Genomic DNA, 25,805 nt, shown 5'->3' on the forward strand with positions numbered 1-25,805 from the left:
GCATTTCGAGAATTTGAAATGTAAATTTGAACGTTCGATTCTCGAAATGCTAAATTTGAGTGTATACTAAAATGTATTGTCGAAGTAACCTACCGTTTTATATAGGAAAAGTTATGTCTGAAATACCGCCAAAGTATACGGTTACTAGTGTATTTTTAAAGCCAATAAGAAAAATATTGCTTGATAATCTAATCGATCCAGCACGATTACTGGCAAAATACCATATTCCTGCTAATGCATTACAGCAAGATGATATGGAAATTAACCATTATAACTTTGCTAATGTATTAAATGAAACAGCTCGTCTTTCAGGAGATGACCTAGTTGGTTTTTTGATGGGCAAGGAGTTTGATTTATCAAATTGCGGACTAGCCGGCGTGTTAATTTCTAAACAAAGTATGTTGTTTAATATCTACCCGATCATCAATTATATTTTTAATGCCCAAAATCGTGGCGCTAAACACAAGTTGAAAGTAACCACTTCCCATGCTTATCATTATATGGATTTCTTAATTGACGATGTAGTGGATTGTGATCAAATCGCGCTATTGACTTTAGCCGGATATCATAATGCTTTTCGTCAATTATTGGGGGAGAGTTGGCAATTACAAAAAGTACTGATCCGTAATCCTAAAGTTATTGATATCAGCCGTTTGCAGCAATATTTTAATTGTCCTATTTTACTCGGCCAAGACATGGATGCTTTAGTCTTTTCACCAAATCTCATCTACCAAGATTCGAGCTTAGTAACATTTACCAGTGATCGTAAGTTGAAAATGGAAATTGCTGCCATCTTGCATGAATTTGACGACATTGATGGTCTGGTAATCAAATATATTGAATATTTAATGCCTGCAGGCAAAGCTAATAAAGCTGAGGTAGCTAAATCTTTGGGTGTCCATGCGCGGGTATTACAAAATTGTTTGCAAGAACGAGGCTTAAGCTTTAAATCATTATTAACCCAAACCAGACAAACTCAGGCGAAAAAGTTATTAACAGAAACAAATTTAACAATTGATGATATTGCTTACGCCTTGGGGTATAGCAGTATTGGTATATTCAGCCGAGCGTTTGTCAGTTGGATGGGCTGTTCTCCATTAAAATGGCGTAAACAAAGCAAAGCCAACAATTAGTTACTTTTATCAATACTTAACATTCGCCTAATCCCTAACTTTAGTAGGGGGTAAGCGATGATTTTTCGGCTTAGGATAATTCTGAAATAAATAAAACAATAATAAATACAGAATTAAACAACAAGAGGTCGATAATGAGATTAGAAAACAAAATAACTTTGGTAACCGGTGGTGGCTCAGGTATTGGCGAAGCCGTATGCATGCAGTTTGCTAACAATGGTGCTGTTGTTGCAGTATCTGATGTAAATCAACAAAGTGCTGAAAAAGTGGCATTGGCAATAAGAGAAAATGGCGGTCAGGCAATGGCGTTTGCATTGGATGTGACTTGTGAAGAAAGTTGGAATGCCACAATTGCACAAATTGTTGAACAGCAAGGTAAACTTGATGTATTGGTGAATAATGCTGGCATTGGCATACCGGGTAATATTGAAGATCAAACTATGGATGAGTGGAAGCTTACCGAAAAAGTTAATGTTCACGGTGTGTTTTTAGGCATGCAGAAAACTATTGATGTGATGAAAGATAACGGTGGCGGTAGTATTGTTAATATCTCTTCAATTGATGGCCTAGTCGGGGATGCCATGGCAATTGCCTATAATGCTTCAAAAGGTTCGGTACGATTAATGACAAAATCGGCAGCATTACATTGTGCGAAAAGGCAGCACTCAATTCGAGTAAACTCGGTTCATCCGGGATATATCCTTACGCCATTAGTGCAAGACAAAATGCTTGAAGCAGATCCTGCTTGGCGTGATGAATATATCGAACAAAAAGTATCAAGAGTGCCTATGGGGGGCATGGGCGAGCCTGATGATATTGCTCATGGCTGTGTTTATCTTGCCTCGGATGAAGCAAAATATGTCACTGGTGCAGAAATTGTTATTGATGGTGGCTTTACTGCTGCCTAAAAAATAATAAAATTTGACCTCTAAAGGTTAGCAGCACTTAGTCTCTTCAGAACATAACTCTGTAGAGGCTAAAATCAAATCTTATTTCTATACTGTTGACGAAAAATAAGCGGAGACATATTCATTTGGCGTTTGAAAATAGCGCTAAAATAACTACTGTCTTGATAACCCACATCCAAAGCAATATGTTTAATACTATTATCACTGTAAATCAGCATCTCTTTAGCCATTGTCAGCCGCAGTTCTTGTAAATATTGCAGAGGGTTATTGCCAGTCGCTTTTTGAAAACGGCGGGCAAAATTGCGCTTACTCATCCCAAACTGTTGCACTAACTGAGCAAAATCAAATTCTTCGCTGTAGTTCAAATCCAGCCAATTTTGAATTTGTAATATCTGTTGGTCACTATGTTGACGTTGTGACTCTAATCCTAACGGCGGTACATCGTAAGTTCGACGAGTATCATATAACATATCTCGGCTGATCCCCTGGGCGACTTTAACGCCACATAACTTGGCAATGTTATGCAACAGCATATCTGCAGACGAAGAAACACCAGCAACACAACAAAGATTATCACTTTGAGTGATTGATGCCTTCGCTTGCCAGTTAACCAATGGAAATCGTTGTTTGAAGTCATCTAAATAATGCCAATAGGTGGTTGCCTCTCGACCATCAAGTAAACCTGCTTGCGCCAGCCAAAATACGCCACTGCCAAAGGCCATGATTGGGGTTTTATGACGATTTTGTGCTTGTAACCAAGTAATTAATTTTGAATTCTTTTCAAGTTGTTCTTCAGCGTCTCCCCAAAAGTGGCTGAGCACAATAAAATCCCATTGAGCATTTTCAACTAAGGCCACATCACATTGTATCGCCGTACCACTATAGGTTTTTATTGCTTCCCCTTCAGGGCTGGCAATGACCACAGGAAATGCTTCAATCAGAGGAGATACTTCAGCTTTGGCGGCTGATTTTTGTTGCATCAATGCAAGGCGCAAGCTTGCACTGTAGAACATTTCTTTCGCTTGCATAATACCCAGGCCAAATACACCATCCGTCGCCACAATACAGACGCCTGATAAATCTTGTTTCACTACTAAACCTTATTTTTTATCAATTGCATGGCAATTATACCATGTTAGTTGGCGCTTTTGTCACTGACAATGGTGAGGTTTTCATGAATGATAGAGTCATTAATCCAGAGTTGTCTGGCATAACAATAATTATTAAAGTGAGAGTACCCTATGATCCCAAGAACCTTATTTGACTCTGATATGGAACTGTTTCGCGATACCGTTCGTAAATTCCTGAGCAACGAAGCTACCCCGCGGCACGAAAGCTGGGAAGCGCAAAAGTTTGTCGATAGAGACTTTTGGCTGCAAGCTGGAGAGCAGGGTATGTTATGTCCACAATTACCTGAACAATACGGTGGCTTTGGCGTTGATTTTCGTTATAACTGCATTGTTGATGAAGAGATTGGCCGTGCCGGTTTAAGCGGTTTAACCGGTTTTTTGATGCATTCAAATATTGTCTGCGAATATATTCTTCATTACGGTAATGAGCAGCAAAAACAAAAATATCTGCCACAAATGGTCAGTGGTGAGGCCATAGGTGCGCTTGCCATGAGTGAACCGGGTGCTGGCTCAGATGTAAAATCAATAAAAACTACGGCGGTTGATCAAGGTGATCATTACTTAGTTAATGGTTCAAAAACCTTCATCACTAATGGTTATTGCTCAGATATCATCGTTGTTGCCGTGAAAACAGATCCTACAGAAGGTAAACGTGGTGTTAGTCTGATCATTGTCGAAGCTGGTATGGCCGGTTTTGAAAAAGGCCAGAAGCTGAACAAAGCCGGCTCGCATGCTTGTGATACCGCAGAGCTGTTTTTCCAGGATGTAAAAGTACCGAAAGAGAACTTGTTAGGAGAAGAAGGCAAAGGTTTTTATTATTTGATGAATGATTTGGCGCAAGAACGTTTGGCCGTTGCCGTTAGTGGTCAGGCTGTTGCCGAGTCTATTCTTGAGCAGACCATTGAATATGTGCAAGAGCGTAAAGCATTTGGCAAAGAAGTTGCCAGTTTTCAAAATACCCGTTTTAAAATTGCCGAAATGGACACTGAACTTTCGGTAGCCCGTGTCTATTTGGATAGATGTATAGAGTTACACTTACAAAAGCAACTCTGTGGTACTGAAGCGGCCAAACTTAAGTTACATATAACCGACTTGCAATGTAAAGTGCTGGATGAGTGTGTACAGCTACATGGTGGCTACGGATATATGTGGGAATACCCAGTTACCCGGGCCTGGGCAGATTCGCGTGCGCAGCGTATCTATGCAGGCTCTAATGAGATCATGAAAGAGATAATTTCTCGTGAGATCTTTAGTCGATAAATCATGCTTTGACTATTATTACCATTGAGCATACTGGCCAGTATGCTCATAACATTCAGAGCAAAAGCTACAAGTTTTGTTATGACTGCCAGGTAATTGTGTAGGCAATTGTGTCTTTTTAAGAGGCACTTGATAAGAGTCGCCTTTAAACTAGACAATCTCTTTATTGAATTATAAAAACTACTCAACTTTGGGTAATGCCTATCGTTATTAATTTAGGTTTATAAACTGTTGTTTAGTAGTAGATTATTTAATTACTAATTATCAAAACGCCACTATAAACTAGTTTTAAAAGCATTGTCTGTAATATACAATACTTCTAACTTTTACATTAAAGATAGGACGTTTAGGTTGAAAGTAGGTGTACTTTTAAGACAATTGATATCTCAAAATCGCATTACAGATCCGAGCAGCCCCCGTGGCAAATTGCTTGCGTCTGCCGCAAAGTTATTTAAAAAGAAAGGTTACAGTAAAACAACTGTACGAGATTTAGCCGCAGAAGTGAGCATACTTTCAGGCAGTATATTTCATCACTTTAAAAATAAAGACGAGATCCTGTTTGCAGTGATGAACGAAGTTGTGATCGCCATGGATGAAGCACTTAAATCAGAAATTAAAAAAGCACATACGACTCTAGATAAAATTCGCGTTTTAATTTATATCGAATTGCAGTTTATTCATGGTAAAACCTCAAATGCTACCGCCGTTTTATTACATGAGTGGCGAGCATTAATCCCGGAAAAACAGCAGCAAATCTTATCTTCCCGGGCAGACTATTTTCAATTGTGGGATGAAGTATTAATTCAGGCTAAATCTGAGGGACTAATCGAAGTTGAGCCTGAATATCTTCGTCACTTTCTACATGGTGCTCTCACCTGGACTTCTCATTGGTATCAAGCCGGTGGTGAATTGTCTATCGATGGCTTAACTGATCGTGTCTTGATCCTGGCATTAAAAAATAATATTGATCAGTGAAATAAAGCTTAAATGAGCTTGTTGTATCTCGAAGGCGTAGTTCCTGTCCAGCGGGTGAATGCTCGGGTAAAGGAAGCCATTTCGCTGAAACCACATTTTTCTGCAACTTCATTTATATTTTTTTCAGTATGCTCAAGATAAAACGTGGCTTTACGTTGGCGAACGGTATCTTTTATTTCCATATAGCTGTTATTTTCATCTGCTAATTTTCGCTGCAATGTTCTAACTGACATACCTAAATTTTGGGCAAGCTGTTGCTGACTTGGAAACTGCGCATTGGGGGAGTTTGCAAGAAAATCTTTTATTTGACGAATAAAATCCAGGGTTTCGTGTTTATATTTAGCCAGAGACAGCGGCACTTCCAGGTATTGTTTTACTTTTTGATAATTACAGCGAATTGGTTGTTTTAGTATGCTTTTATCAAACGCTATTTCACACTGTGGCTTATTAAATGCAATCGGACAATCAAACATATATTGATAGTCACTGACATTAATCGCATCACTGCAGGAAAAATATGCATACGCCAAAGGGATCTCTTTTTTAATTAAAACAGATAATACGTCAGAACAAACATAAATAAACAAACTACAAATTAAATCATAAAAACGGGGATCTTTAACGTCGGGTAAAAATTGAATACGTACTAATGAATCATCAACAATCGTATGTAAGCCTACGGTAGACTGTGATACCTTCAATACTTGTGCAACGGATTCTAATGCTTGCTCCAGGTTTACATCCAGACATGCCGATTTTACCATTAGAGCGACCGTGCCCCGAGGCAATTTTGACATACCGGCACCTAAAAACTCATCATCTGAAAACTCAAGTAAGGTATTGTAACTATTAATCAGGTAATTCTTAGGGACGATGCCTTGCGGTTCATCAATGTCGGCTAAAGATAGCCCTATTATTTTTGCAAACTCTACTCTTTCTAAACCAATAGATTCGCCGATAAAACTAAAGTCACGAACAAACTTATTGGTAATAAATAACTGATCATTGTTATGTGATTTTTTACTTGTCTTTAAAGGTTCTCTCAACACAACTGTAGTTTCCTTAACTTACATCTGTTTGGCTTTTGTTTTTATGCGCCAACAAAGATTGGAAATGGCATTTGTTGTCATATAAAAGCAAGTTTGAAACTTGTAAGTTTTATTAATCAACAACTTATTGTTAACAAATACTCTAAAAGTAATTGTTGGCTTTTGGATTTTTTAATGAGGCTAGTATGTTAAATAAAGCCGCTATAGGCAAATCATTTCCTCCGGTTATTGCAGAGGTTGAAAAAGGTCGGTTACGATTTTTCGCTAAAGCTATCGGTGAGGCTAACCCTATTTACACCTGTGAATTGGCTGCGAAATCGGCTGGTTATCCATCTCTTCCTCTTGCTCCCACTTTTTTATTTAGTTTAAAAATGGATGTGCCTGAGCCGTTTGGCAATTATGAAAGCATTGGCGTTTCGTTATCTAAGGTATTACATGCGAATCAGGCATTTGCATATCATCAGGACGTTATTGCCGGAGATACTTTGAGGTTCGACTCTGAAGTTACTGATATATACGATAAAAGAAATGGATTACTCGAGTTCTTAGTAGAAAAAACTAAAGTATCAAACCAGCATGGCGATCATGTTGCTGATTTAACAACAACACTTGTTGTGCGTAATTAAATAATTGCGATGAGAGGATTACAGTAATGATTAAGTTCAATGAAGTTAACGTAGGTGACCAACTACCTATATTAACCACCAACCCCATTTCTCGTACTACTTTGGCATTGTTTGCTGGCGCATCAGGCGATCATAACCCGATACATATAGATTTAGATTTTGCCAAACGTGCAGGGCTCAATGATGTGATTGCCCATGGCATGCTATCTATGGCTTATTTGGGACGTTTATTAACGGGCTGGGTACCACAAAATGCCATCAAGGGGATTGAAGTTCGTTTTACCGCAATTACACAGGTTTTTGCAAAAATAACCTGTAGTGGCATTGTCAAAGAAAAATTAATACGCGATGGCAAACAAATCATTCAAATACTGGTTGAAGCGAAAGATGAGCATAACGAAGTTAAAGTTTCAGGCATTGCTGAAATACAAATCGATTAACGTTGAGCGGATTTAAATATATGGCTAGTAAAAAAGAGAGTGCAATTATGAAAAAATTACAGAATAAAGTGGCATTAATCACCGGCTCTGGCCGTGGTATTGGTAAAGCACTGGCGTTAAAACTTGCCGGTGAAGGTGCAAAAGTTGTCATTAATGATTTAGATGATGGCCCGGCAGCAGAAACTGTGGCAGAAATTGTTGCCGCAGGTGGTCAGGCGGTTGCCTTCGTTGGCAGTGTAATAGAAGCCGGGTTTGCCGAGGAGTTCATAGGTGTTGCCAAGAAATCATTTGGTACACCCGACATTTTGGTGAATAACGCCGGCTATACCTGGGACTCAATGATCCATAAGGCAACCGATAAACAATTTGATGCGATGTACGATATTCATGTCAAGGCGCCATTTCAATTAAATCGTGCATTCACCCAGGCAGTTGTTCCTGCGGCAAAATTAGAAGCAGAGAATGGCAAAGAAGTGTTTCGAAAAATCATCAATATATCTTCGGTTGCCGGTGAATATGGAAACGTTGGTCAGGTTAATTATTCATCAATGAAATCAGCACTCGGCGGCATGACCAAAACTTTATCGAAAGAATTAGGTCGTCACAAAATTAACGTAAACTGTGTTGCTTTTGGCGTTATCGAAACTCGTTTGACTCAGGCAACGGATGAGAAGAAAACCATCGTGGTTGACGGTAATGAAGTCGGTATTGGTATTCCAGAAAAAATCAGTGCCGGGTTATCAAGCATGGTGCCTTTAGGGCGGAGTGGCAGCGCCGCTGAAGCTGCCGACGGTATTTATCTCTTTTGTACTCCAGAATCAAATTACATCAGTGGCCAAACCGTCATTGTTGGTGGCGGCTTAAGAATGTAGGAGATTGATTGTGATAGCTTTTAATTGTAGCTGGCTAAATGAAGATTTACGTATGTTTTCTGATTCAATCAATAAATTTATTGATCAGGAAATCGGCCCAAACTATGAACGCTGGGAGCACGATAAATGGTTGCCCAGAGAAGTCTGGAATAAGTTAGGCAATGCCGGGCTCTTGTGCGTTGATATTCCGGAACAATATGGCGGATTTGGTGCGGATTTCAAATTTTCTGCAATTATCAATGATATTTTTTACCGTCGAGGTTTTGGGGCCATTGCCGGTGGCGGCATCGGCGTTCATGCCGGCATCGTTGCCCATTATATTTTAAATATGGGGACTGAAACACAAAAACAAACCTACTTACCGAAAATGGTCAGCGGTGAATATGTTGGTGCCATCGGTATGACAGAGCCTGGTGCGGGTAGTGATTTAAAAGAAATTAAAACCACCGCAACAAAAGTGGCGGGTGGTTATCTGATAAATGGCAGTAAAACCTTTATTTCAAACGGTCAGCATTGCGATATTGTCGTACTCGCTTGTAAAACCGACCCGAAAGCCGGTGCCAAAGGGGTTTCACTATTTATTGTAGAAACAAACACTGCTGGCTTTGTAAAAGGCAAAAAACTCAGCAAGTTAGGTATACATTTACAAGATACCTCTGAACTGTTTTTTAATGACATGTTTGTTCCAGATGATGCGGTATTAGGTACGCTAAATAGTGGGTTTATCTCGATGATGAAAGAGTTGCCCCGAGAGCGCCTGATCCTTGCGATAAGTGCACAAGCCGCCTGTGAGGGCATGCTAGATATTACCCTTGATTACGTAAAGCAGCGCAATGCCTTTGGCAAAAGAGTCGCTGACTTTCAAAATACCCGTTTTAAACTCGCGGAACTTGCCACTGCAGTACGTATTCAAAAAGCCTTTGTCGATCAATGTGTCAGTTTACTCGCTGATAACCAGCTTGATGCGGTTACTGCTGCAATGGCTAAGTTACATACCACTGAATTGCAAGGAAAAGTCGCTGATGAATGTCTGCAGTTTTTTGGTGGTTACGGTTATATGACCGAATACCGAATTGGCCGGGAATTTGTCGATGCCCGGGTACAGCGTATCTATGGCGGTACCTCAGAAATAATGAAGGAGATCATTGGCAAAGAGCTGATCAAAGATTGATAAAAAACAACAGGTAGGTTTTTAGCAACTGCCTGTTGTTGTGTAGTACGCAGCAGTAATCGAAAAGTAATAGAAAAATAGAAAAATAGAAAAATATAAAAAATAAAAATGGGGATAGTATGAAAAATAATAACATAACAAAAACTGTTTTAGCTGTATCTGTAGCGAGCGCGCTGTTGATTAACCAGTCATATGCAGAAGAAATAAATCAGCTTGATGCAAATGCCAAAGCAATAGAAGTGATTGAAGTTAGAGGCGGACAACGGGTAAAAACGCTTAGAGAAGTGCCTGCTTCGGTATCGGTGATCTCGGGTGATTCCTTAAAGCAGATGAAAATAAACAAACTTGGTGATATTTCGCAATCATTGCCAAATGTCAGCATTTCTGAAAACGCACTGCAAGATACCATTTCAATCCGTGGTGTTAATTCAGACTTACAAGCCGGTGGTGAACAATCTGTCGGTATATTTGTTGACGGTGTTTACCATGGTCGCGGGGTGCAATCACGATTTTCATTTATGGATGTTGACGCCATTGAGGTATTACGTGGCCCGCAAGGTAGCTTATTCGGAAAAAATACCATCGGTGGTGTACTCAGTATTTTGCCGTCGCAACCAACAGAAAATTTTGAAGCAAAACTCACAGCAGCCTATGAATTTGAATATGAGCAAACTGATTACTCGGGTTATCTCTCCGGGGCGTTAAATGAAAGTGCCTCCCTGACCGGGCGCCTGGCATTTCAAACCTCTGAGAGCAAAGAGGGTTGGGTCGAAAATATTGCTACATCAAAAACTATGCCCATTAAAGAAGATGATGCGGTTCGCGGTGTTTTAAACTGGCAAGTAAACGAGCAATTTAAAATTAACATCAGAACTGAGCAAGGTGAGTTTGAAAATAATGGCGCTTCCTATGAAAATGTATTTTTAGATGATGCATTTCCAATGACGGCGATAGCAAGATCATTGGGCTCTGAAGATGAGATTGATGGCAAGAATGTGATTTCTAATGGTAATTATCCAGGTTTAGGTCGAAACGGTGAAGATTCAGCCTACTTTATGAAAGCTGATTACAATGAAACAGCGGTTAAGGCGGATTATAAAATTGCTCAAGGTACGATTTCAGCAGTCATTGCTCAGTCAAAATATGATTTCGTTCGTACCACAGATGCAGATCTTGGACCCTTGCCATTAATGCAATTTACCGAAACTGAAGATTATTCACAAGACAGTGCCGAGATCAGGTTTGTTTCAAAAGATAATGATGATTTTGAATATGTATTTGGTGCGTACTGGCAAAATAGTGAACTGTTGACTGATGGTGTCACCGACGTAGCCACAGCACCAGGTACCCCGGTTGCATCGCTGCTGCCAATACCGCTTGAACATGCGGTCACTACGCGTAGAAATGGTTTAGATCAAGAAACCGAAACGTTAGCGGTTTTTGCTCAAGTATCATTCGGTTTTTATGAAGATTTCAAACTTGAGTTGGCAGGTCGCTATTCTCAAGAAGAAAAAACAGCTCGCCAGTTTGTTGAAATGTATGGCGGCGCAGGCGATGGCGCGAAATCTGGTTTACCGCTAACCAATCCGGTTGAACTTTTTATCTGGAGCCAGGCATTGTTAGATGCTACCCCGCATGACGAAGATTTAAAACGCGAAGAAGACTTGTTTTCTCCATCAATTAGTCTTTCTTGGCAACAATCTGACACGGCAAATTATTATGCTTCTGTTTCAAAAGGCTTTAAAGGCGGTGGTTTTAACGCCATAGCGATGACCCCCAATCATGACGAAATAGAATATGAAAACGAAGAAGCCATTTCTGCAGAAATTGGCGGTAAATTTGAGTTTTTTGATGGTGCATTAATGCTAAATACCGCGTTGTTCACTGTAGATTATGACGATATGCAAACCACCTTATTTACCGGGGGTACCACGTTTGTTGTTGATAATGCGGCGAAAGCTACCTCAACCGGGCTAGAAGCCGAAATGAGATGGGTGATAAATGATAATTTTCTGTTAGATTTTAACTTAGGTTATATCGATTTTGAATTTGATGAATATACCAATGCTGGCTGTACCGCTCTGCAGTTAAGAGAATCAGGATTAAGTGGAGCAGCATGTGCGGCAGCCGGAGGCAACGACCTTTCTGGTAGAACAACGCAAGATGCCCCTGAACTGACGATGTCTGCAAGTCTGCAACATGAGTTCACTTTTGGTGATTTCGAAGTCATGAGCCGTCTTGATCTAAATTACACCGATGAATACTATGCGACTGCCGATCTTGACCCGATGACAAAACAGGATGCGTTTACCCTGGTTAACTTTTCGACCAGCCTGGCACCACTTGATGGTAACTGGAAGGCAGACTTGATCTTGAAAAATGTCACCGATGAAGAATATTATTATTATGCGTCTGATGTGCCGTTATTTTCGGGCTCACATTTTGCAAATATCGGTGCGCCAAGCACAGTAACCGTGCAGTTTAGTTACTTATTCGAGTAAGGTTTAGCAACAGGGAATACTCGGTATTCCCTGTTTAACCGGCAAAAAATCAGCCGGTTTTTAAGTTCAAAAGTAGTGCCTTAAGTGAGCACTACCATGTTTTAAACCGAAAAATTTCATTCAGTAAAATATATATGCAACAGCTTAAAGCTGTCGATGTTTTCGGAAATAATAGTTAGAGGAATATAATGAGTTATACCATAGTTGCCGGTGTCGGCATGACCAAATTTTGCAAACCAGGTCAACAACAACCTTATCGAGTAATGGCAGCTCAGGCTATCAATGACGCGCTAAAAGATGCAAGCATTAACGCATCGAAGATAGAGCAAGCCTATGGCGCTTACATTTATGGAGACAGCACCTGTGCTCAACATGCGTTTTATGATGTGATCCAAAGTGGTATTCCGGTGTTTAATGTCAATAATAATTGCTCTAGTGGCTCTACCGCCCTTTATCTGGCGCGACAGGCTATTTTGTCTGGGCAGGTGGAATGTGCGTTAGCGTTTGGTTTTGAAGAAATGCAACCGGGAGCATTAGGGTCGCATTGGGATGACAGAGAAAGCCCATTTCAACGCGCTGAACCTGTTTTAGAACGATTTGATGCCCCTGATGGGCCCTTAGCTTTGCGTGCTTTTGGTGCTGCCGGTCGTCATTATATGGATAAATATAATGTGGGTTCAGATATTTTTGCCAAAGTCTCGGCTAAATCCCGCAGTCATGCGGTGCACAACCCATATTCAATGTTTAGCAAAACCATGACGTTTGAAGATGTGTTGCAAGATAGAGTTATTTATGATGGATATATGACCCGAACCATGGCTTGCCCACCAACATGTGGTGCGGCAGCAACCATCCTTTGCAGTGAAGCATTTGCGGCAAAACATGGCATCAAAAATGGTGTCAAAATCTTAGCGCAGTCGATGGCAACAGATACTGAAAAATCCTGGCAAGACCCTATTTATGCCGCAGGTAAAGGCATGACAGAAATGGCAGCGTCGCAGGTATATAATCAGGCTGGAATATGCCCATCGGATATTGATGTGATTGAATTACATGATTGTTTTACCACAAACGAAGTGATCACTTATGAGGGGTTAGGTCTTTGTGCTGAGGGTGGTGCCGCAGAATTTATCGCTAACGGTGATAATACCTATGGCGGTAAGTTTGTTATCGGTCCGTCAGGAGGCTTAATGTCGAAAGGTCATCCTATCGGAGCTACCGGACTGGCACAATGTACCGAATTAACCTGGCACTTACGTGGTCAAGCCGGTGACCGGCAAGTTGCAGATGCACGCATTGCCTTGCAGCATAATGTCGGCTTAGGTGGTGCGGTTGTGGTTACCTTATACGGTAAATAATAATAGGTATTAATGCTAAATATTTGTGATGTTAAACGCTAAATATTATTAACAGTGTTTGAACATCACACTTCCTTAAAATAATAAATAAAAAGCGATTAATGCTGACGTGGGGAAAATAAATGTTTGATTATATTATAATCGGTGCTGGCAGTGCTGGTGGTGTACTGGCAAATCGTTTAAGTAAAGACCCAAAAAACCAGGTCTGTTTAATCGAAGCCGGCAGTGGTGATAATTCACTGATAGTCGATACACCGGGTGCATTTGGTGTACATATGTTCTGGCGTAAATTTAACTGGGGTTTTACCAGTCAGCCAGATAATAGTGCCGATCAACGGAGTCATTTTTGCCCTAGAGGTAAAGGTTTGGGCGGCAGTAGCATGATCAATGGCATGGTATATACCCGGGGCCATAGTAGTGATTATGATGCCTGGGAAAACCTCGGCAATACTGGTTGGGGTTTTGACGATGTTTTACCTTATTTTATAAAATCTGAAGATAATTCTCGAGGGAAAAGTGAATATCATGGCAAGGATGGTTTATTAACTGTTTCAGATATCCCGAAAAACTATTATCCGCTAGAAAATGTGTTTATGGAAGCCGCGCAACAAGCCGGGCTGCCGCTAAATGATGATTTTAATAATGACCAACTTGATGGCGTTGGTAATTATCAGTTCACCATTCGAAATGGTAAACGTTCAGGAGTTGGCAGTTGTTTCATCAGACCGGCGATGCAGCGTAGCAATTTAACCATCATCAGCGAAGCGAGAGCAAGTAAATTATTGTTTGAAGGAAAAAAAGCCGTTGGTGTAGCATATCATCAGTCAGGCGAAACTAAACAGGTTTACGCCGCTAAAGAAGTGATCCTTAGTGGCGGCGCATTAAATTCACCTCAGCTATTAATGTTATCCGGTGTTGGCGATACGGAACATTTGTCGCAAATGGGTATTGAGACTCACCATCATCTGCAAGGGGTGGGTAAAAATTTACAAGACCATCCTGAAGTACCCTTGGTTTATAAGAGCTTACGTAAAGATGGTTACTCGTTGTCATCGATTTTTCCCAGAGTAAAGGAAGGTTTACAATACCTTTTGGGTAAAAATGGACCCATTCAAAATTCAATTACCGCAGTAGGTGGCTATTATAAATCCAGCGATGATGTCGCCGTTGCCGATGTGCAGATTCATTTTTTACCGTTAATGTTTGCTGATCATGGTCGAAATATTGAATACCTGATAGATCATGGTTTTTCCGCACATGTGAATGTTGCACGTCCAAAAAGCCGAGGTTTTGTTCAGTTACGTAATAATGACCCAATGGCCGATCCGTTGATCCAACTAAACTTGCTTTCGCATCCTGACGATATGGATGTTTTGCTTAAAGCGGTAAAAAAAATGCGTACCATCATAGGCATGTCAGCGTTGGATAGTCATCGTGGCGAAGAAGTTTTTCCCGGCAAGCATCGCCAGAATGATGAAGAAATCATGCACGGGATCAGACAAAATGTCTCTCACGTTTATCATCCAGTAGGAACTTGTAAAATGGGGCAAGACTCAATGGCCGTAGTGGATGAACAATTAAGAGTGCATGGCTTAGAGTCTTTACGCATCGTTGATGCTTCTATTATGCCAACGCTTGTATCCGCTAACACCAATGCTCCGACGATCATGATTGCAGAGAAAGCCGCAGATATGATTTTATCAGCTGCAAAAGGTGTTTAATGCTTATGACAATGATTAAAGCAGAGTCGTTTACCTATACCGATACAGATAAAAAATATTGGAACGACTTAATACCGGGTCAACAGTATGCCTATGGCGAATATCAGGTGTCGGAACAGGAAATAATAGCGTTTGCAAAAAATTATGACCCGATGGAATTTCATACCGACCCTGGAAAAGCGAAAGCATCACCTTTAGGTGTTTTATGTGCCAGTGGTGTACATACACTGGCGATTAAGCAGCGCTTGTCTTTTGATAATGTATTTAAATATTGGCATATAGTCGCAGGTAAATCCCTACGCCAGTGTCAATTTATCAGGCCTGTGCTTGTCAATGACATTATTAGTGCAACTATGACCATTTTAGAATTAGATGACTCAAGTCAACCACATCAGGGCATAGTCGTGATAAAAGTTCAGGTCAAAAACCACAAACAGCAAGTGGTGCTTAAGGTTGAGGGCGAAGTTGTTTTATTAAAGAAACCCACCTAACCCTAATAAATCAACCTGTGAAAACAGCATTGGTTACGGTTAAAAATTTAAAATAAAGAGATAATTATGGAAGCTATTGATATTGACGGTAAAGTTAATACCCGATCAGAAGCGGTTAAATGTGAAAATACAAATACACTTGAAATTAATTATGCGGTTAATATTCAAAGAGAATATTTTAAAACTGATGCAACAGTCAGTTATGAATTCAGACTGGCGCAGTTAAAAAAACTGAAACAAGCTATTGCACAAAGAACTGAACAATTTGCAGAAGCGTTACATCAGGATCTGGGAAGGCCAGAATTTGAAGCCTATTTTGAATTGACCGTTTTATATGATGATGTTAAAGATGCGATTTCCAATCTAAAAAAATGGATGAAACCGACAAAAGTTACCACCGGATTAATGGCACAACCGGGCCGTAGCAGAATTGAGCATGCTCCATTGGGCAACGTGTTGATTTTAGTGCCTTATAATTATCCTGTTGCTTTAGCATTTCAACCTCTGATAGGCGCAATTGCTGCCGGAAATACCGTCATTATCAAACCATCAGAGCATACGCCAGCCTGCTCGGCAATTATCAGTGAGCTGCTCAAAACAACGTTTGATGCAGATTTTGTAAAGAGTATCGAAGGAGGTATAGAGGCTACTACTGAATTACTAGAGCATAAATTTGATCATATATTTTTCACCGGTAGCGCTGCTGTAGGGAAAATTATTATGGCGGCAGCAGCAAAACATTTAACGCCTGTAACGTTAGAATTGGGCGGAAAATCGCCGACCATAGTGAATAAAGATTGTAACCTTGAACAGGCCGTTAAACGCATATTATCCGGTAAATTTTTAAATGCGGGGCAAACCTGTATTGCACCAGATCATGTCTATGTACATCAAGATATCAAACAGGCGTTTTTGGCAAAAGCGAAAGAAATTGTGTTGCAGTGGTACGGTGAAGATCCTATAGCAAGTAGCGATTATGGCCGTATCATTAATACCCGTCATTTTCAGCGGATCAGTAGCTTGATCCCAAAAGATAAAGTGATCGTTGGCGGGCAATTAAATGCCAAGCAGAATTTTATCGCACCGACGATATTGCAAGACATTACTGTTGCAGACGAGATTATGCAGGAAGAAATTTTTGGCCCTGTTTTACCGGTACTCGAATTTTCTGATTTAAAAGATGTCTGTCAGCAAATTGAAAAATTACCGCAACACCCATTGGCGATGTATATTTTCACCCAAAATAAGGTATTCGAACAAACACTGATCAGCAAAGTGCGTTGTGGCGGGGTAAATGTCAACAGTACTTTAATGCATGCTGTTAATCCACACTTGCCTTTTGGCGGTGTGGGCCAAAGTGGCATGGGCGCTTATCATGGCAAATATTCATTTGAATTATTTAGCCATAAAAAATGTGTACTTAAATCAGCAACATGGCTAGACATTCCACTACGTTATGCACCTTATGGAACCAAAGTTAACTTACTGAAAAAGCTTATCCGATAATTACAGGAAACCTTATGAGTCAATTTATTCATAGCGAACAACAGAAGGGCGTTTTAACTATCACTCTTAATCGAGCGGATAAAAAAAATGCCCTTGATACTCAGATGTATGAACGGCTTTGTCAGTTGTTTACTTATGCAAATGAAACCGATGAAATCCGCTGTTTGCTGATCCAAGGCGATGAAAAATGTTTCTGCTCTGGCAATGACTTAGCTGATTTCATCGCCTCGGCAAATAACAATGAAGAGCTTGCAGCATTTAAATTCATTCAGGCACTTTGCCAATTTGAGAAACCTTTGATTGCCGCAGTTGCAGGGCCGGCAGTGGGCATAGGCACAACCATGTTGTTACATTGCGATATGGTGATCGCTGCTTCTAACAGTAAATTTATCTTACCTTTTAGTCATGTTGGGATTTGCCTGGAGGCCGGCGCTAGTTTACTGCTGCCTTTAAAAGTGGGCAGTAACCGTGCTTTTGAACTTGGGGTTTTAGGAAACCCGTTTGATGCTGAACAGGCGTATCAATACGGCATAGTAAACCAGGTTTGTGAGCCAGAGATGCTACTCGAAATCGCTAAACACGTTGCCGAAAAAATTGCAAGAATGCCCGACGATCCGGTACAAACCAGTCGAAAGCTACTGCGCAGTGCAACAGATAAAGTGCTTGAGCAAGTGATTGAAAGTGAACGTGATGAAGTCATGAGACTGCTTAAAACGGATTATTGTCAGTCTGCCGTGGCGAGCTTATTGAATTAATATCAGAAGTTATACACAATGATATTAAAAAGCGACATAAATTTTATTTATGTCGCTTTTCTTTTGCCGTTTTGCTCATGCTGTTTTTTAGGGAGCCAATACTAATAGCAATTTAATCAACTTGCTATAAAGCTATAGTCCCATTTGACGGCTTGCTAAATCTCGCATAATTTCTTCAGAGCCCCCGCCGATAGCCATTACCCGTACTTCCCGGTAAATACGTTCAGTGCGACATTCTCGAATAAAGCTCATACCACCTAATATTTGCATCGCTTCTCTGGCACAAAACTCCATGGTTTGGGTTGCCTGTACTTTCATTAATGCGATATCCGCAGCCCGGGCATTGCCCGCTTGTATTTGCCAGGCACAGTTGTCCATATAAGCCTGAGAGGCATTGACTTTTCTCACCATTTCAGCAAATTTATGGCCGATAACCTGATGTTGACTCAGCTGTTTGCCAAAGGTTTTTCGCTCGATTGCCCACAAATAAGCTTCTTCAATACAAACCCGTGCAGCCGCAATTGCCCCAGCTGCTAATGTTAAGCGTTCTGAGTTAAAATTGCCGACTATGGCAGCAAACCCTTTATTTTCTGCACCGATAATATTTTCGACCGGCACTTTGACATTGTCGAAATAAATAATCGCGGTGTCAGAACACCACCAGCCTTGTTTTTCTTTTAATTGTGAGCGGCTAATACCGGCTAAATCGCCTGGGATTAACAATAATGAAACACCACTCGCACCATCATCCCCTGTGCGTACTGCGGTGGTAAAATAATCGGCGCGCATACCTGCGGTAATAAAGGTTTTAGCACCATTAACGATGTAATAGTCACCTTCTCTGCGGGCAGTGGTTTGTAAATTAGCAACATCACTACCGCCAGAAGGTTCGGTGATCGCTAGGGCTATTTTCTTTTCACCGGCAAGGACCTGTGGCACAACTTTGTCCTTCATCGCCTGGCTACCATATTTAACTACAGGGGGTAAGCCAATCGAATGTACCATCAATGTCGCCGTTACTCCGCCTGCACCGCAACGAGCTAACTCTTCATAGGCAACGATGTTAAAGAAGATATCGATGTCTTCACTAATGCCACCGTATGTTTCAGGGTAGCCCATTTGCAATAAGCCAATTTCAGCGGCTTGTTGCCAAAGTTCATCAGGTAAAATTCCCTCTTCTTCCCATTGCTTAATATTGGGCATAATTTCGTTATCAACAAAACGGCGCACTTGTTCACGCCAGGCATGATGGTCGCTATTGAAAAAAGGGGAGGGAAGGCGTGTGTCGTCAAAATTTAAAGACATAATTATTCCAAGTTTAAGGGCTCAGTTGGCTAAACCTAGTTGAGCCCTGTTTAGGTGATTAATCTACGTAAAGGTCTTTATGAAGCTCTGTACAATGAGGATCATGCTGATAGTCGGTAAAGTCGGTGACGCCTTTATCACGTAATATGGTTTCGTCGAGTAGTAATTGCCCGGTAAAGTCACTGCTGTTGCTTGTTAACATCTCATAAGCTGCATCAGCCATGATGGCAGGTGTGCGAGAGTTTGCCAGAATTTCTTCGCCTACTTCAAACTCAACGGCTGCCGTGGCAATAGTTGTTTTCGGCCATAATGAATTTACCGCAATATTATATTCACGGAATTCTTCCGCCAACCCTAAGGTTAATAACGACATGCCATATTTAGTGATGGTATATGGGATATAAGGCTTCAACCATTTAGGATCCAGGTTTAAAGGGGGTGATAAGTTAATGATATGAGCATTTTTTGAATCTTTTAGGTAAGGCAAAGCTAGCTGTGAACCAAGTAATACCGCTCTGGTATTGATTTGATAAATTAAATCAAAACGTTTGATTTCTGTCTCTTCTGCACAGGTCAAACGAATGGCACCGGCATTATTAATAACAGCATCAATGCCGCCAAAGGTATCGGCAGCCTGCTTTAAAGCGTCAGCGAAGTTTTGCTGATCACGAACATCAAGCTTGATTGCCAGTGCCTGTCCACCAGCGGCGATGACTTCCTGGGCAACGGTATGTATGGTGCCCGGTAACTTTGGGTGTGGCTCTGTGGATTTTGCCGCAATAACAATATTCGCCCCGTCTTTTGCACACTTTAATGCTATTTCCCTACCTATGCCGCGACTGGCACCGGTGATAAAAATTGTTTTACCTTTCAAATTATTCATAGCGTTTCTCTTTGGTAATTTATGTAAATTTTTGTCAATTTATTGATCATTGTTATTGTTGGCAATCGTTACCAGTAATTGTTTATTTTTAACTTGCTCACCAGCACTGGTATGAATCGATTCTATAACACCATCTATGTCTGCTTTGATTGTGTGTTCCATTTTCATAGCTTCTAAAACCACAATGCTTTCGCCTTTGCTTACCTGTTGTCCTGTACGGGTCATTACTTCAACAATTGCACCATCCATCGGTGCTTGAATTTTACCACTGCCAGTTTTTTCTTTTGCCGAAACTGGGGCATGCGTTATGTTTTCGAAACAGCTATTACCAAATTCGGCATCAATGAATAATGCCTGTTGATTGAATACAAACGGGATGCTTTCAAGGATATTATTGTGGAGATACTTAAGCCTGGTTTTGCCTATTTCCACAATTTCAAGGGTGATGCTTTCCGTTGCTGAACTGACGGTAAAAGATGGCGCTGTGCTGTTATCAATTTCAAGTTTCAGTGCATATTCCTCACTGTCATTGGTTAATACGTAATGCCAGGGAATTGCGATGCCATTTTGCAAACTGAGCAGTTCATCTGACGCTGCAGTTTTTTTGCTTGCCTGCTCGTGCATTAATATTGCTGCAATTGCCTGCGTTTTTATTGAAGTTTGGCCGGCATGTAAACTGCAGTCATCTGCAAAGTGCTGCTCGATAAATGCGGTTGTGGCCTGACCCTGAGCAAATACCTCATGCTTTAAAATATTTGATAAAAAGCGTTTGTTGTTATTGACCCCTAATAAAACAGTGTCTTCAACGGTACAAATTAATTTCCGTCTGGCCTCTTGCCGGTTTTCGCCGAAGGTAATTATTTTCGCTAGCATAGGATCATAATGGGGGCTGATGGTTTGCCCCTGGCAAATACCGTGGTCAATACGAACCCCATCCTGCTCAGGTAATTGCCAGGTCAGTGCCTCGCCTGTTTGAGGCATAAAATTATTGCTGGGATCTTCTGCATAAAGTCGAACTTCCATAGCATGACCGTTCAGTTTCACCTGTTGCTGAGTCAGCGGTAGCTGTTCTCCTGCCGCTACTTTTAATTGCCAGGCGACCAAGTCTAAGCCAGTGATAAGTTCCGTGACCGGATGCTCTACCTGCAACCGGGTGTTCATTTCGAGAAAATAAAACTGACCATCGCTATCCACTAAAAATTCAACTGTGCCGGCACCGGCATAATTACAAGCTTTGGCGGCATTAACTGCAGCAGTACCCATTTTCTGTCGTAAATTTTCATCAACGAAAGGGGAAGGGGCTTCTTCGACTACCTTTTGATGGCGTCTTTGAATCGAGCAATCGCGTTCACCTAAGTAAACAGTATTGCCGGCATTATCTGCGAAAATCTGGATTTCAATATGACGGGGCTGCATTACTGCGCGCTCCAAAATAAGTTCACCATTAGCAAATGCTGATAATGCTTCAGAGCGGGCACTTTTAAGCGCCGCTGCTACTTCGTTTGGATCAAATACCAGTCGCATACCACGGCCGCCACCACCAGCTGAGGCCTTGATCATCAAAGGGAAGCCTATTTTATCGGCTTCTCGGAGTAGACATTGATCACTTTGCTCAGCACCCTGATAGCCGGGTATACATGGCACACCGGCTTCTAACATGGCTATTTTTGATAATCGTTTGCTACCCATCAGTTCAATTGCCTCAGCTGATGGACCGATAAAAGTGATATTGTGTTGTGCGCACAGTTGTGCAAAGTTAGCATTTTCAGATAAAAAGCCATATCCGGGGTGAATGGCATCGGCACCGGTGCGTTCAGCCGCATCTATCAATTTTTCAGCAACCAGATAAGATTCATTTACCGCAGGAGCTCCTATCAAGACTGCTTGATCTGCCATTTGAACATGTAAGGCGGTTGCATCGGCTTCACTATAAACCGCAACGGTTCTATAGCCCATCGCTTTGGCGGTTGATATCACTCTAACCGCAATCTCACCACGGTTGGCGATTAAAATTTTGGAAAAATTTGTCATATATTTACTCTTTATGTTTTCGGGCCACTTATTCATTGATGGTTGATGTTGCTGTCAATTTACCTAACCCAGTTTGCCGGGCGTTTTTCAATGAATGCGTTCGTTCCTTCAATACCTTCTGCAGATTGTATTGCCATTGAAAAGTCTTGCGCGGCATTATCGAGCAATGTTTTATTGGCAATTTTACCGACACTTAGCATGATACGTTTTGTGGTTCGGTTAGCATTGGGCGCACATAATTGGATTTGCGCTAATTGCTGAGCCAATAGTTGTGACATCTCTTCATTACTGTTACTGACGAAGTGCACAACACCAAAGTTTTTCGCTTCAACGCCATCAAAACGTGCGCCGGTTAGCATGATTCGTCTGGCCTGAGTTAAGCCGATTCTTTCTACCACAAATGGGGCTATTTGAGCTGGCGGCAATCCTAAACGGGTTTCAGGCAAACCAAACTGAGTTTGACTGTCGGCAATGGCAATGTCGCTGATACAAGCCAGTCCGAAGCCTCCACCTAATACTATGCCTTCGAGTAACGTGATCACCACCTGAGGGGCTGCATTAATTTGGCTGATCATCTGGCCAAATGCCCGGTTTAATTGATAAAAAGGATCTTTGACATCATCCTTGCCCGCGTTCACGGCTTTACGGGCATTTGCCATATCTTTTAGGTCACCGCCGGCACAAAAATTGCCGTTTGCGCCGCGTAGCACCACAACTTTAATCGCCGGAACTTGCTCGATGGCAGTAAAAACAGTCATCAATTGGTTTACCAACGCCAGATTCATTGCATTACGTACTTCAGGTCGGTTCAGGGTGATAGCAAGCACACCATTTTGTTCGTTAAGTAATAAATGCTCGCAATCGGGTAAAGTTTTCATTATTTTTTCTTTCCCGGATGCGTGCCCATCATCTTACTGATAATGCCCATCATCACTTCATCAGCGCCGCCACCAATAGCCGTTAAGCGACAATCTCGGTAAATACGGTTAACAATGGTTTCTTCGATATAACCCATGCCTCCCCAAAACTGTAAACAGGAATCAGGAATTTCTCTGGTTAATTTTCCTGCTTTTAGCTTTGTCATTGAGGCAAGTAAACTGATATCGTCGCCGACAATATGTTTTTCTGTGGCGCGATAAAGCATAGAACGCAATGCCTCAATTTCAGTTTGCATCTCAGCTAAACGAAAGTGGATCATCTGATTGTCTAATAACGACTGGCCAAAAGCTTTGCGCTCTCGGGTATAGTCGATGGTGCTGTTGATACATAGTTCCAGGTATTTAAGGTTCATCGCGGCACCAAATAACCTTTCTTCTTGAAACTGCAGCATTTGATAGGTGAAACCTTTGCCTTCTTCACCAATTAAATAACGTTGTGGTACCCGCACATTATCAAAAAATACCGGCGCAGTATCAGAGGAGCGCATGCCCAACTTATGCAGTTTTTCACCAATACTAATCCCTGGTAAATTCGCCGGCACAATAATGAGTGATTTGTTTTTATGACGACTGCCTTCACTGGTATTGGCTAACAAGCAGAAAAAGTCGGCTTGAGTGGCATTAGTGATCCACATTTTGCTGCCGTTAATTATATAATCATCACCGCTTTTAACGGCTGTCGTGGTAATTGACGCAACATCAGAACCTGCCGCAGGCTCAGATACTGCAATGCTTGCTATCATCTCGCCAGTTAGCGCTGGTGCTAAAAATTCATGCCGAAGCTGATCACTGCCAAACTGAGCCAGTGCCGGGGTTGCCATATTGGTTTGAACACCGATAGATAAAGGTACACCGCCGCATATCGCTCCGCCTATTTCTTCAGCAAAGGCCACTTCAAAACTGTAATCGAGTGCAATACCGCCAAATTTTTCTGGTTTGGTAATGCCAAGTAAACCAAGAACACCCATCTTTTTAAAGACTTCTTTGGCTGGAAAGTGACCGGCTAATTCCCATTCATCTGCAAACGGGTTGATTTCATTTTCGATAAAACTTCTTGTTGTTCTTTTCAGTTCTTCATGTTCTTGGGTAAATATCATTATCAGGCTCCTTAAAAATCGGTTAATTAAAAACGGGCAATACCAAACGTGTTGCTACGAACTTTTCGTTGTTCTGCTTCATTACAAATATCTAATAACAACGCAATGATTGTTCGGGTATCTCTTGGGTCGATAAGACCGTCATCTTCAATTCTGGCGGTGCAGGCTAACGCGGTGGTTTTGCTTTGCATCATCTCACTGGTGGCTTTTTCCACAGAGGCTAATTTGTCTTGATCTATATTGCCTTGTTTACGCATTTTCGCTTCTGCAACAATTCGTAATACCATTCCGGCCTGGGCCGCACCCATAACGGCCGTTGTGCTATTCGGCCAGGAAAACAGAAAACGCGGATCAAAGCCCCTGCCACACATGGCATAGTTGCCGGCACCATATGAGCCACCGACATTAATACTAAATTTTGGCACGGTTGCATTGGCGACAGCCTGAATCAGTTTGGAGCCGTGTTTTATAATACCGCTGTGCTCTGGCTCGGTACCGACCATAAAGCCGGTGATATTGTGTAAAAATAACAGCGGTGTATTTGACTGTTCACACAGTTGTATAAACTGTCCGGCTTTTGCCGCGCCGGCAGACGTAATAGGGCCGTTGTTACCGATTATCCCGCAACTTTTTCCGGCAATTTTGGCATGGCCACAAATGGTTTGTTGATCATATTCATGTTTAAACTCCAGAAAATTTGAAGCATCGACAATTCTGGAAATTATCTCCTTGCAATCATACGGAGTTTTGGCATCAGCAGGGACTATGCCTATTAATTCTTCAGCCGAAAAAATGGGCTTTTCATAAGATAATTTTTGCTGGTGAGGTAATTGTTCATTCCAGGGCATTTGCGCCAGGATATCTCTGGCAATTCGAATACCATCGCTATCATTTTCAGCAAGATAGTCGCCAACACCAGATTCACTGGTATGCATATTGGCGCCGCCGAGGGTTTCATCATCTGCGATTTCACCGGTAGCGGCTTTTAATAATGGCGGTCCAGCCAGGTACATAGTGGCTTGCTCGCGCACCATAATGATGTAATCGGATAAACCCGGTTGATAGGCTCCACCTGCCGTTGCACTGCCGTGAACGACGGTGATTTGTGGAATGCCCGCGGCAGATAACCTGGCCTGGTTGGCAAATCCTCTGCCGCCCTGGACAAACGTTTCGGCAGCATAAGTTAAGTTTGCACCACCACTTTGGGCTAGTGACACTATCGGCAATTTATTTTCCAGGGCAATTTGTTGCAAGCGTAATTTTTTTTGTAAGCCTATTGGCGTGATCGTACCGCCTTTGATGGCAAAATTATCGACGATGATCAGGCAACGCACACCACTGACATAACCGATACCAGAAATAACACCCGCTCCGGCACCTGTACCGTCGGTGTCGTCATACATCATAAATCCGGCGAGGGAGCTTAGTTCGAGAAAAGCCGAGCCTTGATCTAGTAACAGGCTTAATCGCTCTCTTGGCATTAACATACCGCGTTTTTCATAACGTGCACGTGCTTTTTCTGCCGTAGTTATCACTTTGTTTTCTATGGCTCGAAAACTGTCAATGGCGGTGATCATGGCACTGCTGTTTTCTGAAAAATCAAGGCTATTGGTATCGATACCTGATGCTAATTTAGGCATATCATTAATCTCTTT

The 25,805-nt window shown here is 41.6% G+C and carries 22 protein-coding genes; 14 read left to right on the forward strand and 8 right to left on the reverse strand.

The window, feature by feature from the left end; translation table 11 throughout:
* The first annotated feature begins 113 nt into the window (after positions 1-113).
* Both RGQ13_RS09465 and RGQ13_RS09470 read left to right on the forward strand, forming a co-directional pair.
* On the forward strand, positions 114-1,133 hold the full coding sequence (locus tag RGQ13_RS09465) for a helix-turn-helix domain-containing protein (RefSeq protein ID WP_348393306.1): 1,020 nt from the start codon (positions 114-116) through the stop codon (positions 1,131-1,133).
* 134 nt (positions 1,134-1,267) lie between these two features.
* On the forward strand, positions 1,268-2,041 hold the full coding sequence (locus RGQ13_RS09470; RefSeq protein ID WP_348393307.1) for a glucose 1-dehydrogenase: 774 nt from the start codon (positions 1,268-1,270) through the stop codon (positions 2,039-2,041).
* A 74-nt stretch (positions 2,042-2,115) separates the two neighbouring features.
* On the opposite strand, the gene RGQ13_RS09475 is transcribed toward RGQ13_RS09470, so the two are convergent.
* Positions 2,116-3,132, reverse strand: coding sequence for a GlxA family transcriptional regulator (locus RGQ13_RS09475; RefSeq protein ID WP_348393308.1), 1,017 nt, complete (start codon positions 3,130-3,132; stop codon positions 2,116-2,118).
* Between the two features lie 150 nt (positions 3,133-3,282).
* Between RGQ13_RS09475 and RGQ13_RS09480 the strand changes: the two genes are divergently transcribed.
* Together RGQ13_RS09480 and RGQ13_RS09485 are read left to right on the forward strand one after the other, a co-directional pair.
* A complete protein-coding gene (locus tag RGQ13_RS09480) occupies positions 3,283-4,431 on the forward strand; it encodes an acyl-CoA dehydrogenase family protein (RefSeq protein ID WP_348393309.1) in 1,149 nt (382 codons plus the stop codon).
* Positions 4,432-4,809: 378 nt separating this feature from the next.
* Positions 4,810-5,406 (forward strand): TetR/AcrR family transcriptional regulator, encoded by a 597-nt coding sequence (locus RGQ13_RS09485; RefSeq protein WP_348393310.1) that lies wholly within the window; start codon positions 4,810-4,812, stop codon positions 5,404-5,406.
* 8 nt (positions 5,407-5,414) lie between these two features.
* Here the strand turns inward: RGQ13_RS09485 and RGQ13_RS09490 are convergent, their stop codons facing one another.
* Entirely contained in the window at positions 5,415-6,455 is a 1,041-nt protein-coding gene (locus RGQ13_RS09490) for an AraC family transcriptional regulator (protein WP_348393311.1), read from the reverse strand.
* A gap of 185 nt (positions 6,456-6,640) precedes the next feature.
* Here RGQ13_RS09490 and RGQ13_RS09495 point away from each other — a divergent pair, with 185 nt between their 5' ends.
* The 10 genes from RGQ13_RS09495 to RGQ13_RS09540 all read left to right on the forward strand — a co-directional run bounded on the left by RGQ13_RS09495 (position 6,641) and on the right by RGQ13_RS09540 (position 17,896).
* Positions 6,641-7,081 (forward strand): MaoC family dehydratase N-terminal domain-containing protein, encoded by a 441-nt coding sequence (locus tag RGQ13_RS09495; protein ID WP_348393312.1) that lies wholly within the window; start codon positions 6,641-6,643, stop codon positions 7,079-7,081.
* A 26-nt stretch (positions 7,082-7,107) separates the two neighbouring features.
* Positions 7,108-7,521 (forward strand): MaoC family dehydratase, encoded by a 414-nt coding sequence (locus RGQ13_RS09500; RefSeq protein ID WP_348393313.1) that lies wholly within the window; start codon positions 7,108-7,110, stop codon positions 7,519-7,521.
* Positions 7,522-7,568: 47 nt separating this feature from the next.
* The gene (locus RGQ13_RS09505; protein ID WP_348393314.1) at positions 7,569-8,393 is read left to right on the forward strand and encodes an SDR family NAD(P)-dependent oxidoreductase; all 825 of its coding nucleotides are present in this window, start codon (positions 7,569-7,571) and stop codon (positions 8,391-8,393) included.
* A 10-nt stretch (positions 8,394-8,403) separates the two neighbouring features.
* Positions 8,404-9,564: an acyl-CoA dehydrogenase family protein gene (locus RGQ13_RS09510; protein ID WP_348393315.1), complete on the forward strand. Its 1,161-nt coding sequence runs from the start codon at positions 8,404-8,406 to the stop codon at positions 9,562-9,564.
* 119 nt (positions 9,565-9,683) lie between these two features.
* Positions 9,684-12,065, forward strand: a complete 2,382-nt coding sequence (locus RGQ13_RS09515; RefSeq protein ID WP_348393316.1) for a TonB-dependent receptor — start codon at positions 9,684-9,686, stop codon at positions 12,063-12,065.
* Positions 12,066-12,253: 188 nt separating this feature from the next.
* Positions 12,254-13,423, forward strand: coding sequence for a lipid-transfer protein (locus RGQ13_RS09520; protein ID WP_348393317.1), 1,170 nt, complete (start codon positions 12,254-12,256; stop codon positions 13,421-13,423).
* 122 nt (positions 13,424-13,545) lie between these two features.
* Positions 13,546-15,144 (forward strand): GMC family oxidoreductase, encoded by a 1,599-nt coding sequence (locus RGQ13_RS09525; RefSeq protein WP_348393318.1) that lies wholly within the window; start codon positions 13,546-13,548, stop codon positions 15,142-15,144.
* A 5-nt stretch (positions 15,145-15,149) separates the two neighbouring features.
* Complete coding sequence (locus RGQ13_RS09530; protein ID WP_348393319.1) at positions 15,150-15,635, forward strand: MaoC/PaaZ C-terminal domain-containing protein; 486 nt, start codon at positions 15,150-15,152, stop codon at positions 15,633-15,635.
* A 66-nt stretch (positions 15,636-15,701) separates the two neighbouring features.
* Positions 15,702-17,141, forward strand: coding sequence for an aldehyde dehydrogenase (locus RGQ13_RS09535; protein ID WP_348393320.1), 1,440 nt, complete (start codon positions 15,702-15,704; stop codon positions 17,139-17,141).
* 14 nt (positions 17,142-17,155) lie between these two features.
* The gene (locus tag RGQ13_RS09540) at positions 17,156-17,896 is read left to right on the forward strand and encodes an enoyl-CoA hydratase/isomerase family protein (RefSeq protein WP_348393321.1); all 741 of its coding nucleotides are present in this window, start codon (positions 17,156-17,158) and stop codon (positions 17,894-17,896) included.
* Between the two features lie 132 nt (positions 17,897-18,028).
* Here RGQ13_RS09540 and RGQ13_RS09545 read toward each other — a convergent pair whose 3' ends face one another.
* Genes RGQ13_RS09545 through RGQ13_RS09570 form a run of 6 tightly spaced genes read right to left on the reverse strand, consistent with a single transcriptional unit; the run spans position 18,029 to position 25,790 of the window.
* The gene (locus RGQ13_RS09545) at positions 18,029-19,201 is read right to left on the reverse strand and encodes an acyl-CoA dehydrogenase family protein (RefSeq protein WP_348393322.1); all 1,173 of its coding nucleotides are present in this window, start codon (positions 19,199-19,201) and stop codon (positions 18,029-18,031) included.
* Positions 19,202-19,259: 58 nt separating this feature from the next.
* Positions 19,260-20,084, reverse strand: coding sequence for an SDR family oxidoreductase (locus RGQ13_RS09550; protein WP_348393323.1), 825 nt, complete (start codon positions 20,082-20,084; stop codon positions 19,260-19,262).
* 39 nt (positions 20,085-20,123) lie between these two features.
* Positions 20,124-22,115 carry an acetyl/propionyl/methylcrotonyl-CoA carboxylase subunit alpha gene (locus RGQ13_RS09555; RefSeq protein ID WP_348393324.1) on the reverse strand — a complete coding sequence of 664 codons (1,992 nt, stop codon included), beginning with the start codon at positions 22,113-22,115 and terminating at the stop codon, positions 20,124-20,126.
* 59 nt (positions 22,116-22,174) lie between these two features.
* Positions 22,175-22,993, reverse strand: a complete 819-nt coding sequence (locus RGQ13_RS09560; protein WP_348393325.1) for an enoyl-CoA hydratase/isomerase family protein — start codon at positions 22,991-22,993, stop codon at positions 22,175-22,177.
* A complete protein-coding gene (locus RGQ13_RS09565) occupies positions 22,993-24,150 on the reverse strand; it encodes an acyl-CoA dehydrogenase family protein (protein ID WP_348393326.1) in 1,158 nt (385 codons plus the stop codon). Before RGQ13_RS09565 ends, RGQ13_RS09560 begins: the two co-directional genes overlap by 1 nt.
* 26 nt (positions 24,151-24,176) lie before the next feature.
* The gene (locus tag RGQ13_RS09570; RefSeq protein ID WP_348393327.1) at positions 24,177-25,790 is read right to left on the reverse strand and encodes an acyl-CoA carboxylase subunit beta; all 1,614 of its coding nucleotides are present in this window, start codon (positions 25,788-25,790) and stop codon (positions 24,177-24,179) included.
* Positions 25,791-25,805 lie beyond the last annotated feature (15 nt).

This window comes from Thalassotalea psychrophila (assembly GCF_031583595.1).
GTDB lineage: Bacteria > Pseudomonadota > Gammaproteobacteria > Enterobacterales > Alteromonadaceae > Thalassotalea_A > Thalassotalea_A psychrophila.